Below are 12,745 nucleotides of genomic sequence, written 5' to 3' on the forward strand. Positions count from 1 at the left end.
AAGCGGCTATCGCTGGAAGCATCAGCAATCCTCAAGCACAAGGCGATTTTAACATCAGCGAAGGTACATTAAATGCCAAAGGAGTGCGATCGGCTGATGCTAGCTTTAACTACGCGAATGGACGTTTAAATTTTAATAGTAATGTTAATGTTGTGGGTTCCGATCCAGTTGCGATCGCAGGAGGTATTCCCTACCAGTTTCCCCTATCACCTCCACCACAAGACAATCAAATTAATCTTGATATCAAAGTCAAAAATCAAGGATTAGCAGCATTAAACCTATTCACCAATCAATTAACCTTTGAAAACGGTGAAGGAGAAATCGATTTAAAAGTTAAAGGAACTCGCGATCAACTCATTCTTAATGGGATTGCTAACTTAAATAAAGCCACATTTTCGGCACAAGCATTACCAGGAAAACTCACCGATGTCACAGGTAACGCAAAATTCGATTTTGACCGCATCATTGTTGAAAATCTCGCAGGAAAATTTAGCCGTGGAAAAATATCAGCTTCTGGTGAAATTCCCATCTCCAACAATGAATTAAAGGTTGCCAATCCCTTTACCGTTAGCCTAGAACGATTAACATTAAATCTCAAAAGCTTATATCAAGGAGTTGTTAGCGGGAACTTGCAAATTACTGGTTCAGCCCTCGATCCATTAGTTGGTGGTGATATCAAATTAAATAACGGTCAGGTATTACTATCTGAATCGACAGAGAGCGAGCCTAAAAATAGTAACTCTTCAATCAATTTACTCAAACAAATTCAACAACAAGAACCAGAAACAAATAATGCACAAACTAGATTTAATAACTTGCAGTTAACTCTAGGAAATAATGTTAGAATCATCCGCCCTCCAATTCTAGATTTCATCGCTACAGGTAGCTTAAATCTAACTGGTTCGTTCACAGACCCCATCCCTGAAGGCGAAATTAGGCTGAGGTCAGGTGGTGTGAATCTATTTACGACACAATTCAAATTAGCGCGAGGTTACAAACACAAAGCCATTTTTAGAAAAAGCCAACCACGGGACCCAGAATTAGATATTCAACTATTTGCTAGGGTTTTAGATGTTGTTCAAAGTGGTGATTTGAGCCGTAACAATACAACAGGATTTGCAGCTTTAGAAAGTGTTCGTGTTGAAGCTAAAATCGAAGGTGCAGCTAGTCAGTTAAACAATAACCTCGAACTTACAAGTAATCCTAGCCGCAGCCAAAACGAAATTGTAGCCTTACTTGGTGGAGGATTTGTAGAAACTCAAGGACGAGGAGCTGGTAGTACTTTAGGTTTAATTAATATTGCAGGTTCGGCAGTATTTAATAATTTCCAAAGTACATTTAATCAGATTGGAAACACATTAGGATTAAGTGAATTTCGGATATTTCCCACTGTTATTTCTGAAAACCCAGAAGCTGGCAGAAATTTTTCTAGTTTAGAATTAGCGGCTGAAGCTGGTGTTGATATTTCACCCCGATTTTCCGCCTCTGCACTAAAAATCATCACCGCTAGTGACCCAGTACAATGGGGTATTAATTATCGAATTAATCCAGAGTTTCGCGTTCGTGCATCGACAAACTTATTTGATGATAATCGTGCAGTTATCGAGTTTGAAAGAAGATTTTAGCATTCAGAAGTCGGGGATATAATCCAATACAGTTCAGTTAAGTATTTTTTCCTTCTCTTCCTACCCTTCGGGTAGGGGGGTGAAATAAGCAGTGGTGCAGAAAGTTACGTTAAGGAATTAATCACCAGGAAGAAAAACTGTACCAATTGAAGGTTCTGAAATTTAAGAGCCTGAAACCCTTGCTGTACCGTACTCGTTTGCTGTACCAAACAGAGTATAGGTTAATTGATACTTTGAGAATTTCAAAAAATATTGATTGATAGAATGCTCGCATAGTAAGGTTTTCAGCCTTAGCGTAACTTTCTGTACGATTGCTCATCTACCCCCTAAACCCATTGCTGTAAGGACATGAGAAGGTGTTTCTACACCTGATGAGCAAGCAGCACCCGTAGAGATAGCTAGCTGGTGACGGACTCTGGCTATAATTGCACTGTTAGGAACATCGGGGATGGAGATGTGCAGATTTCCTGATAAACGGGAATTAATATCACCATTGACAGTTAAACCAGGGATTTTATCGAGCAGCAAGCTTTGTAATTTGTCTCGAAGGAGCGCGATCGCGTTTTCGTCCTTTTCCATTTCCAGTAGTCGTAAGCGACAAGCTTCTCCCAATCCAACGATACCAGGAACGTTGAGTGTACCGGAACGCTGCCCTTTTTGATGTCCGCCACCAAATAAAAGTGATAGTCCCGATGTACAAACTTCTTCTAGATGGTTGATATCTAATCTACCTTTGGAATCGACTTGTAGATTTATAATCTCAGCTAATCCTTTTTTAGCTAGAGCATAACAGGTATCTAAAACTGCTTTGTGTTCAACTGGTAAAACACCGATACGAGGCTTGATTTTTGAAGTGTTATCAATCTTGTTGCTACCTTGAATGACTAAATTAATACTTTCGGTGGCTCCCGATGTAAAAATTCAAAATTAATATAACCAATTTCCACTAAATCCTTGATTGATAGCCAAAGATACTAAAGGTAAGACTGTACTGGTATAAGCGACTCTCAAAATTTCTAAATCTAGTAAATTATTTCTATCTGTTATTTTGAAATCAGCTAGGTAAGATTCAATATATTTATTCCATTCTCTGTCTGTCATTTTATTTTGGCTAACAGTTAGACCCAGATGTTGGAATTCAATAAATTTATGAAAATATTTATCTATTGAAGGAATATTATTAGACTTGCTAGAATTAACTGATGGAATTGTGGGAATTAAATTCCAAAGTAGGTCGTGGGCAACAAAAGACCAAGGTAAATAATGGTCGAGTGATATATTATCTGTAGTTAAAACGAGGTTAGAGTAAATACAGCGAACCTCTGTATTTTCTAAAACAAGCTTCCAGAATTTAGTTTGATTAGCTAGGGATTCTCTTTGTTGTGGGGGAAATAGTTTATTAGCAACGGCAGGTACACTGGGGTTGCATTTTTGCATATAACCCAGCCATTCCCAAGATACCCAGCCTCTGACAATTGAATAGTTTTCCGCAATATATTCTACCCAGTCTTGATGTAATAAAATTGCGCTACAGTCTTTTAAAGATTGGGAATTAAAGCAGTAGATAGGTTTTGTTTTTTCAAATTGATTGTTGGCAAGATTAACAATCGTTTGATTGACTTTAGCATCGAGTAAACCTCTAGTTTCTCCAGCGAAAAATGGACGAATCAGGCGAAATGGAACGTATTTACCGATAAAAGTAATAATGTCCTCAAGATTTTGAGATTGAATTATTTTCCTTAATAGCTTTTTATCTGTATCTCGAAAATTTAAGATTGGTTCGGTGATTTCTAATTCCAGAGAATCTAATTTATTCGCAATCTGGTCTTGCGTTCCAAAGGACAGTTTAAAGTAAGTATGGGGATACCAAGCATTTGCCAGCATCTCGATAATAATTTCTTCAAAACTAATCGGCGATAAAGTTTCAAAATGTCTTCGTTTCAGAATATCTAAAAGTGATAGAAAAAATAAATATTTGTAAGAGTTGGTAGTATTATTAAAAAATTGAGCTAAAACCCCGATATTAACCCGTTCTGACTGAGGTAGTTCTTGAGTTGAAGCTGTTTGTGGGGTATGGGTGAGACTGCCCAAGTATGCTTGCACAAAGTCTCTGGCAGCAGATGAATTGATATTATGCAAGGCTTTGACTATAAGCGCAACAGTTTCCGCAGTGGGGTCGGTTTGTTCGTGAAACCAACGGAAGACAATCGGACGTTCAACACCTAACCCTGTAGCCAGTAGGCTTTGGCTGATGTTGTAAGAATCTAATATTTGTCTCAGTGCTTGACCTGCTTTTCCCATAATTCCAATTATGACAGAGCAGGAAGCATTTTTGTTAACTTATATATTAATGCTCTAAATAGTATTTGTTAACTTATATATTAACGCTCTAAATAGTATTTGTTATCATATATGATAACAAAGTGAATATTGATAGCAACTATAGATGGCGAAATCATGCGTCAAACATTTCATTGCGTGGTTTGTGGGAAAAAGGTAGAGCTTGGTTTAGCTCATCAAGCTTGTCGTCATACTTGCGGTAGTGCCGAATGTCAGGCTGTTTATCAAAAGCGATATATTGCCCAAGTAGATCGATGTCGTCAAAATAATCGAATTAAACTACTTCAGTCACAGGGCATTGATATGGTAACTTGTGCGGTGTGTAATCAACAATTTGAAATGATTCACCACAATCATTTAAAAACTCATGGTTTGACTGTTAAAGAATACAAAAAGCTATATCCTGATTTGCCTACTCTTAATTCTCGAATGAAGCAGACACGAGGACAAGGGGCATTAGCACAGTCACATTATTTAAGTTATCTAGGAAAAGAACCAGACCATAAATTATATGAGTTTTTAACAGGCTCTTTATTGGGAGATGGCTCTCTTGAAAAAGCTTATAATAAACGTAATGCTCGCTATGCTGAAGGAGGTAGTAATCAAAAATATTTAGAGTGGAAACATGAATTCATCAGTCAATATTTTTCTTGTTCTTTTAAAGAATATTTATCTTTACCACATCCAAAAACAGGTAAGCGATACAAAGGTTGGTGGTTAAGAACGACAGTTAATCCTGCCTTAACTCAGCTTCATTCCCAATGGTATAACAGTAAAAAAGTTATTCCTAAAAGCTTGATTTTAGAGTATTTAACAGAATTTGCTTTGATTATTTGGCTCTGCGATGATGGATGTTCGTCAGGTGGAATAAAATTATATACTCTTGCTTTTTCTGAGGATGAAGTAAAATTTTTAGCTGATTTACTAAAAGCTCGTTTTCATCTTCAAGGTAGTATTCTCAAAAATAAAAATAATCAACCTTTTATTAGACTAAATGCTACTTCAAAACTAATTCTTCGAGAAATGACTTCTAAATATATAATCCCAGGTATGCAATATAAACTGAATTTTTAAGTATCAATTGCCGACACTAATAAAGGTACGATCGCTTACGGTGATGGCGTAGTTACGACCCGCAACACATTTCAGAAATATTACGAACAAGAAGAGTTAAAAATTTACATCGACCAAGTTCTTGGTGTTGATGCTATTCCCGTTGCTTTGGGCATTTACTTTGTTTTTCGGGATGAAGCCAAAGCCCAGTTATTTCGCGCTTCTCGCTTCCGTTCCCGCGCCACTACACCGAGAGTAAGGGTTCAAGTCAAACGGTTTGAAGATTACCAAGAACTACTGACACCATTGATGTCTTTTATTACCGAACGGGGGCGCTTGCCAAGTAAAGGCGAATTACCTCAAGAAACGGAAATCAGCGCCGAATTTGGAACTTTAAAACGGGCTTACCATGTCATTTTACAAGCAACCGACCCAGAAGAATGGGAAGCGATCGCGCAAAAACGCCGTCATGATTTGATGGTTTATTTTGCCCTTTGTCAATTTAGTCGTCGTCCCAAATTTGCAGATTTAGCACCCGCAGTCCAAGAAGATATTAAAGCTTTATTCGGTACTTACAAGCAAGCCTGCATTGATGCCGAGGAGATGCTGTATAGCTTGGGTAATACGGAAAACATTATCGAACGCACCCGCCAAAGTAGGGTTGGTAAAAAGCTCGCTAATTCCCTATGGGTTCATATCTCAGCATTGGAAAACCTTGACCCCTTACTGCGACTTTATGAAGGATGTGCTAGTCGGACTATTGGACGCATGGAGGAAGCAAATGTAATAAAAATCCACACTAAAAGCCCGAAAATTTCCTATCTTTTTTACCCCGATTTTGATACAGACACCCATCCAGCACTGCAAACGAGTATGACAATTGACCTACGGGATTTGCACGTTAGCTATCGGGATTTTGATAAAGATGACCCACCCGTGTTGCACTATAAAGATGCTTTGGTTACTCCTGACTATCCGCAGTATGAAAAATTTGCCCGGTTAACTCGTAAAGAAGAGGATTGGGGACTACTGGATGACTGGCGGAGTATTACTCATCGTTCTGGGTGGCTGAAATGTTTGGAGGAGCATTGCGCCACGCTTAAAGGATATCAGTTGCTGTGGCTTCATGATGCCGACCCCTACAAACTTAAGGTATTGCGTGCTGCTGTTGAAACCCGTCGATATCAAAGACGTAATGCGGTTAAGAAAAATGATACCGAAGATATTTCTTCTATCAGTGATAAAGAGAGTGAATCTTAAGAAAAAACCTAGAACGGTAAAACTAACTTGAGAGTGGAAATTAAAGGCTTAATTGCGTTTGCGCGAAAGAAAATCAAAAACGATTTTTCTAGGTTTCCAAAATATCTCTAGCAAGTTTTACCACGCTAGGAAAAAACAAACCCATCCGAATACATCTCAGTTAAGTCTTTTTGGGCATTTTATAGATAAGCATATTTCAAGGGTTACAGCCTACTTTATCTCCTTAAGTGGTTACGCAAAATTAATTACACATGACGATTATGGACAAAGTGTAGTATTTGCAATGGTTTGGGATTTTAAGCATGTAACATTTATTTTCAACTACCACTTAACCGAGCTGTATTAAGACCCACCCTCTCGAAAAAGCGAAAGCCAGTAAACCACAAACTTTTTTTCCAGCTTTTAAATAATTGTATAAAATCACTCCCTTCGCTAAAATAACCCCATCCTCTAGGATTTAATAGCGAAGTAAATCATAAAAATCGTGAGCCAAACCCGCATCATTGCCTTATTTAACCAAAGTGGTGGCGTTGCCAAAACAACCCTAGCCCAAAACCTCGGCTACCATCTCGCCCAAAAAAGCGAAGTTTGCCACGGGGAAAATCCCCGGTGGCAACATTCGCAGAACACTCGCGTCCTGCTTGTGGATATGGACCCGCAGGCATCTTTAACAATGTTTATGGGGCTAGAACCGGACGAGTTAGAGACAAGTATTTACGATGCAATAGTCAACAACAAACCACTTCCCATCTATCCCGAATCCATCAACGGTTTATCCCTCGTCCCTGCCGATATAAATTTAGCTGCTGCTGAGATGCAACTGAGTGGTGCAATGTCCCGTGAATATCGCCTGAAAAATGCACTCGCACCCGTACTTGATGACTACGATTTTATTTTGATTGATTGTCCACCGTCGCTAGGGTTACTCAGCATTATTAGCCTGACTGCGGCAACCCATATCCTTGTCCCCATCCAGTGTCAATTTAAATCCTTTAAGGGAACTGAGCTTTTATTAAATACCGTTGCCCAAGTGCGATCGCATACGAATTCAAATCTCAAGTTTGCAGGTTTTGTTCCCACGATGTACGATGGACGCACGGCGCAGGAGTCGCGCACGGTTAAAGCTGTACAGGAACAATTATCATCTCTTGCTACTGTATTTCCTCCTGTTCCTAAAAGCATTGCTTTTGCTGATGCGAGTGAGCGACGAGTTCCGCTAGCATTACTGGATAAAAATCATTCTGCCGTTGCTATTCTCAAAAAAATTGCTCTTCAACTAGAAAAATTATGAATAAACCCACGACTAGAAAAACTAATACAGCCAATTCAAAGAGTAAAGCTAATCAAACTGATACAGCCAATTCAAATAGTAAAGCTAATCAAACTAATACAGATAATTCAAATAGTGAAGCCAGTCAAAGTAATATAGCTAGTTCAAATAGTAAAGCTAATCAAACTGATATAGCCGATTCAAATAGTAAAGCCAATCAAACTGATACAGCTAATTCAAATAGTAAAGCTAATCAAACTAATGCCAGCAAGCAAACTCATAAAACCAATAAAAAAGATGAACCCTACACTGAGATAAAAAAACCCGTTAATCTACTATTTGGGGAACAAGCTGCAACCACAGCAAGCGAAGCATCAACAACACAAAATTTAATACCAAACGCCTCCAGTGGGGCTTTGCCTATCGCCAAAATTCAATTACCATCTTCCCAGCCCAGGCGCTATTTTGACCCCAAAAAGCTCGAAGAATTATCGCAATCGATTAAACAATTCGGCGTTCTCGAACCTTTGCTTGTGCGTCCTCTCAGTGATGGAAACTACGAACTTATCGCTGGGGAACGTCGCCTTAGGGCATCCGAGCTTGCGGGACTTGTGGAAGTGCCTGTAGTCGTCAAAGAGATGGACGAGACTACTACCCATCAAGTACGCCTTGTTGAAAACCTCCAGCGCCAAGACCTTAACCCTTTAGAAGAAACCGAAGGCATTCTCGAACTGTTGGGTATACAACTGCAACAACCTATCAATGAGGTGGTTTCGCTGCTTTATCGAATGCAAAACGAGGTGAAAGGGAAAATTACCCAAAACGTTTTGGGTAAACATGAAACCCTTGCTGTACAATCCGTTTTCGATGTTTTGGGTACAATAACCTGGGAATCCTTTGTTAATTCTCGCCTACCGTTGCTCAAGTTACCTGAAGATGTACTGTCCGTATTGCGGCAAGGTAAATTGGAATATACAAAGGCTGTTGCGATCGCACGAGTTAAGGACGACGAACAGCGTGTGGAACTACTCGATAAAGCAGTTATTGAAAACCTCTCGTTAAGCCAAGTTAAAGAATTAATCCAGCAACTTCAAGCCAATGGCACACAAGAGGTACTACCTGAAAAAGTTTTGAGTCAAAGGTATTCGGATATTGGCAAGCGGTTAACCCAAGGAGGGGTATGGAAGGATATTAAGAAGCGGAAGAAAGTGGAAAAATTGTTGAACGACCTTGAAAAATTACTCGCGGAAACCTGATTTATAATTTAAATTGATTTGCATAATGCTTGTCCAGTGTCGGTGGGACGATAAGATTGCCGCGACTGGAACCATAATTTTGCCGCTTTAAGGGCTGTAATACTTATTCTTTGGTTCGAGCGCTCGCATTCTTTTTTGAGGCATTGTTTCTTCATTGTATCCCGATTCCTCCTACATCCACTCAGAGACGAGGTTTTCTAATTAGCGATCGCACTCAATCGCAAAACTCATTTTTCCTTGCCTTTCGATTTTGGCTGAGTACCGAGATGCTTTTCAATTCGTTGTAACCTCACATTTGCATTATTAACCTGCATATATGTATCCCGAACCTGCTTATCCACAATTTCCAGGGAAGTGATGGGTTGGTAGTCTCCGTTCATCCTCATTACTAGAGCTACGGGTACGGCAATAAATGCCAATATCATTGCCACCACCCAGATAAATTGCCAATCCAACCTACAAATCCAAGTCAAAATCCCGGTTGCGTACCTTTCCCAAATTCTTGCCAATATCCCTGGAGGGTTTATGTTCCGGCGTTTCTTCTGGGTTAACTGTTCCAACATCCCCATCATCCTTCTCTGGTTCTGGGCTAAATCCAACATCTCCCGGAGCATCGAAGTCAAATTCCGGCTCTCTATCTCCAGGGCTATTTCTCGCTTCAATTGTGCCATTTGGGAGGGGGACAATTCCAGCGTCAATGTTTGCGAATGGGAGAGGGTTTGATTCAAGTTCGTCAATAATTTTTTCAGCGTCGGTATCTCCTGTGCGACGTTCTTCAAACTCGGTGAGATTTCGCTCAAGGTTGTTAATTGCTGTAACTGTTGCTGCGAGGTTAAATCTAATGCGTTCAAGGCTATCCCAAGCCTGTTGCAACTTTGAGCCAGGTTGTCGTGAGCTTCGCTTTGGTCTGCTGCCGTTGCCAATTGTTCTGCCGTTAGTTCCGTCCACTCGGATAGTTCCCCCTGGAGTTTTTTGAATAATTGTTTCCATTCGCTGGGTGCGGTTTCGGTGAGTTGGGATAAATAGCCGATGTATTGCACCAATCGAAATGCTGGGTCATCTTCTTTCATTTCGGAGTCGAGGGCAAACCTCAACACTTTGGCTTGAAACTCCGGTGGTTTATTTTCTAGGAGTTTATCGAGGTGGGATGGTTGTGGTTTATCCTTTTTCAGATTCTTGTTATTGGTTGTGGGCATAAATTAAGGTCTGGTGTTGGATACGGAATATTTAGAAATGGATGAAATGGACGCTTATGGTTTTCAAAGTGGAGGTAAGAGACATGAGCGGGAGAGTAGGAGAGCTGAGGGAGCAGGAAGTGGGGGAAGTACGAGTAGTATCTGCGAAAGAAAAAATGATTTTTATAAATAGCTAAAACTAAAGCCTCACAATGGTTTTGGACTTTGTATTAATTACGACCGCGTACGATTTTCCTTTTTTGGCACGTTCTTGCTGATTTGCTTTATCGAACTTAAGTAGGTGAGCGGGAAAAATTATCGTTGTGGTCAGGGAGTAGTGAATAGTGAGTAGTGAGTAGGGGTAAGACTTTGAGGTAAATTTACATTTTGTTACATAGTTCTGTTTATTTCTACCCACCTACTTTCTCGAACCTGTTGAATTAGGCTTTTGAATTAGGCTTGCTCAACCAAACTCGTCTACGTCTATAAGTAAAAAACCGGAGAGAGTTAAAAAGCGTGGAATAAAGCTACCCGATTTTTATCGCCTCTTCCCAGTAAATAAAGGTTTTTACCCTTACCACTGAGTAATAAAAAAAATTAGACTTTCGCCAAGGAGAAGACAGTTGGTATTCTTCAGAAGGAAAATAGTCGAACCCAAAATCTAATAATTAAATTCTCTCCTTCCTCTCAAGGGTAGGTTTTTTACAATATCGGGAATAGTTGACAAAATTCTCAATTATTTAACTTGGTTTGGGGGTTTGAGCATTGTCTAAAACCGTCAAAAAATGACCAAATACAAAATCTGACTTTTCCCGTTATCTTTCTATCACAGCGATCGCAATCAGGAGTGCTATCCTAAAAGTCCTATTTTCCCGTTGTTGTATTATCATTAAGCGTCTTTTATTGATAATATATCTGTGGACTGAAACCCTTGCTGTATCCATGTTTCCAGACTTAACGGGAAAAGTCAGATACAAAATACCTACCTTGTAAGCGCTCTCCTTACCCCTCAAATATCCAATCCCAGCATCCATGCGGCTGTTTCCAATTGAGTTTCGGCTTTATCAACCCAATCAAATATTCGCGATCGATTACTTACGGTTAAATCATGGTGTTCCAGGGCTTGGCGGAAGGCTAAATCTTGGGAGTCGATAAAATCGAAAAGGTTATCGTACAAATCCGGTAATAAAATTTCCACCGCAGCCAGTTCGTGTAATAGAACTTGGCGTATTTTAGAGTCGTTGTATCTGATAAATTTTTTGTCTTCTCCCCAATAAAGATTTTTAGCCACCACATAATCGACGCGATCGCTACAAAAATCCACTAACCGTTTTAACTGGACGACGCTATCTTTGACTCGTCCTAGCACGGACACCATTGTGATGCGATAACCCATAGTTTCTGCATTTTTGAAAAGATGAATATCGGACGCTACTGATTCAAAATATTCGGCAGCACCCGCAGGTAAATCTACTAATGAAACTTTGGGGGAAAAACGCTCTAAATCGTCTTGTAGGGCATCTGCACCACCGCGTTGATTTAATTTTAAGGTTTTAACTCCGGGGGAAATGTTTTTGTAATGTCGAAAAAGTTGGGGGTTGGATTGGTCGCATTCGTAGGCGATACAGTCGATGTTTCTGTGGCGATATATATCTAAAAGAAGCCTCGCCATCACGCTTTTACCTGTGCCTCCTTTATCCCCTGTTACTAATACTAATCTTCCATTATATTTTTGTGCTGTTTTGGTTTGTTGGGAAGATTCTTTTTGGGCGATTGATTTATTATTGGTTTGTTTATTATTGGTCTGTTTATTACTTATAAGAGCATCGTTACTTGGCTTTGCTTTTACAACCATTTATAAATTCTCCTTTCTTGCTGGGGGTTTACAAATTTTTGTCCGTTCAGAGCGTTTTACAATTTATTATCCAGGTCAAATTTTCTAGAAATTTTTGCAGTTTCTGACCAATTAATTCTTTTTGCTTCCTAAAAGTGTTAATTCTTTCTACAAAGTCTATCTATGCAGATTAGCTATGCTCTCTCTGAGCCAGTCAATCCATTTTACAAATCCTCGTCATTTATTAATTGAGGCTGGAAGGCGAAGGAATTAGTATCATCATCGCGGGCATGATTTTTATCGTTCTTTGGCTTTGAGTTTTCTTGTTGCCTATCTGGTTTTACAGAAGATGATTTTTGATTATTTCTTTGACTATTTATTGTAAATGTCGGCTCGGTTGGCGCGGCAGATATTTCTTGCGCTTCCGAGCGTTTATTAACTCTGGAAGTTTGGTTTATTTCCGAGCTTTGATTAGCTCTCGAATTTTGATTTGTTTCTAAGTGTTTATTTAGTTCCGAACTTTCTTTCATTTCCGAACTTTCATGAATATCTATCTCATCCGAATTTTTCTCTACCCCATCATCTCTAGATACCTTAGATTTTTTACGAGTTTTCTTACGGATATCGTTCAATAGGTATTTAATCCTTTCTCCACTAATATTGATGTCCAACCCAGCTAATGTGGTTGACACTTCTTCGTAGGTGTAACCAAGTCGCAACACTCGTTCAATTTGACGGCGCATCTTTCTAATGGCATCTCGCGCCGACACGTCATCTAACTCCTTTGCATCCAAAGCCCTCAGCGCATCTAACGCGGAAGGTATTTTGGCTTTAGAAACTCTATCCGACATCACCTAAAATACTCCCGGTCAAGATTATTCAATCTCCTTTTTTGTTCTACCTTAATTAAGTATTTTTGTACTGTATTGAAA

11 protein-coding genes are annotated in these 12,745 nt (G+C 39.5%); 5 read left to right on the forward strand and 6 right to left on the reverse strand.

Going from position 1 to position 12,745, the window contains the following annotated elements; all coding sequences use genetic code 11:
- Positions 1-1,625, forward strand: a 1,625-nt coding sequence (locus tag CK510_RS16655) for a translocation/assembly module TamB domain-containing protein (RefSeq protein ID WP_143289322.1), incomplete at its 5' end; no start/stop codon positions are given.
- Between the two features lie 315 nt (positions 1,626-1,940).
- Here CK510_RS16655 and CK510_RS16660 read toward each other — a convergent pair.
- Both CK510_RS16660 and CK510_RS16665 read right to left on the reverse strand, forming a co-directional pair.
- Positions 1,941-2,546, reverse strand: coding sequence for an aminotransferase class V-fold PLP-dependent enzyme (locus CK510_RS16660; protein ID WP_095722777.1), 606 nt, complete (start codon positions 2,544-2,546; stop codon positions 1,941-1,943).
- Positions 2,547-2,552: 6 nt separating this feature from the next.
- Positions 2,553-3,926 (reverse strand): HNH endonuclease domain-containing protein, encoded by a 1,374-nt coding sequence (locus tag CK510_RS16665; RefSeq protein ID WP_211293209.1) that lies wholly within the window; start codon positions 3,924-3,926, stop codon positions 2,553-2,555.
- Positions 3,927-4,082: 156 nt separating this feature from the next.
- Here CK510_RS16665 and CK510_RS16670 point away from each other — a divergent pair, with 156 nt between their 5' ends.
- The 4 genes from CK510_RS16670 (at position 4,083) to CK510_RS16685 (ending at position 8,804) form a co-directional block, all read left to right on the forward strand.
- Positions 4,083-5,039, forward strand: a complete 957-nt coding sequence (locus tag CK510_RS16670) for an LAGLIDADG endonuclease (RefSeq protein WP_095722778.1) — start codon at positions 4,083-4,085, stop codon at positions 5,037-5,039.
- A 6-nt stretch (positions 5,040-5,045) separates the two neighbouring features.
- Positions 5,046-6,278, forward strand: coding sequence for a DNA phosphorothioation-associated putative methyltransferase (locus CK510_RS16675; RefSeq protein ID WP_342745970.1), 1,233 nt, complete (start codon positions 5,046-5,048; stop codon positions 6,276-6,278).
- Between the two features lie 484 nt (positions 6,279-6,762).
- Positions 6,763-7,569 (forward strand): ParA family protein, encoded by an 807-nt coding sequence (locus CK510_RS16680; RefSeq protein ID WP_095722779.1) that lies wholly within the window; start codon positions 6,763-6,765, stop codon positions 7,567-7,569.
- Complete coding sequence (locus tag CK510_RS16685) at positions 7,566-8,804, forward strand: ParB/RepB/Spo0J family partition protein (RefSeq protein WP_095722780.1); 1,239 nt, start codon at positions 7,566-7,568, stop codon at positions 8,802-8,804. Before CK510_RS16680 ends, CK510_RS16685 begins: the two co-directional genes overlap by 4 nt.
- A gap of 8 nt (positions 8,805-8,812) precedes the next feature.
- On the opposite strand, the gene CK510_RS32825 is transcribed toward CK510_RS16685, so the two are convergent.
- The 4 genes from CK510_RS32825 to CK510_RS16705 all read right to left on the reverse strand — a co-directional run bounded on the left by CK510_RS32825 (position 8,813) and on the right by CK510_RS16705 (position 12,664).
- Complete coding sequence (locus CK510_RS32825; protein WP_211293210.1) at positions 8,813-8,959, reverse strand: hypothetical protein; 147 nt, start codon at positions 8,957-8,959, stop codon at positions 8,813-8,815.
- Between the two features lie 72 nt (positions 8,960-9,031).
- Positions 9,032-10,000, reverse strand: coding sequence for a DUF6753 family protein (locus CK510_RS16690; RefSeq protein ID WP_095722781.1), 969 nt, complete (start codon positions 9,998-10,000; stop codon positions 9,032-9,034).
- A 988-nt stretch (positions 10,001-10,988) separates the two neighbouring features.
- A complete protein-coding gene (locus CK510_RS16700) occupies positions 10,989-11,834 on the reverse strand; it encodes a P-loop NTPase family protein (RefSeq protein ID WP_095722783.1) in 846 nt (281 codons plus the stop codon).
- 203 nt (positions 11,835-12,037) lie between these two features.
- Complete coding sequence (locus CK510_RS16705; protein ID WP_095722784.1) at positions 12,038-12,664, reverse strand: hypothetical protein; 627 nt, start codon at positions 12,662-12,664, stop codon at positions 12,038-12,040.
- Positions 12,665-12,745: the final 81 nt, after the last annotated feature.

Origin of the sequence: Brunnivagina elsteri CCALA 953, from assembly GCF_002289455.1 — a bacterium.
GTDB classification, from domain to species: domain Bacteria; phylum Cyanobacteriota; class Cyanobacteriia; order Cyanobacteriales; family Nostocaceae; genus Brunnivagina; species Brunnivagina elsteri.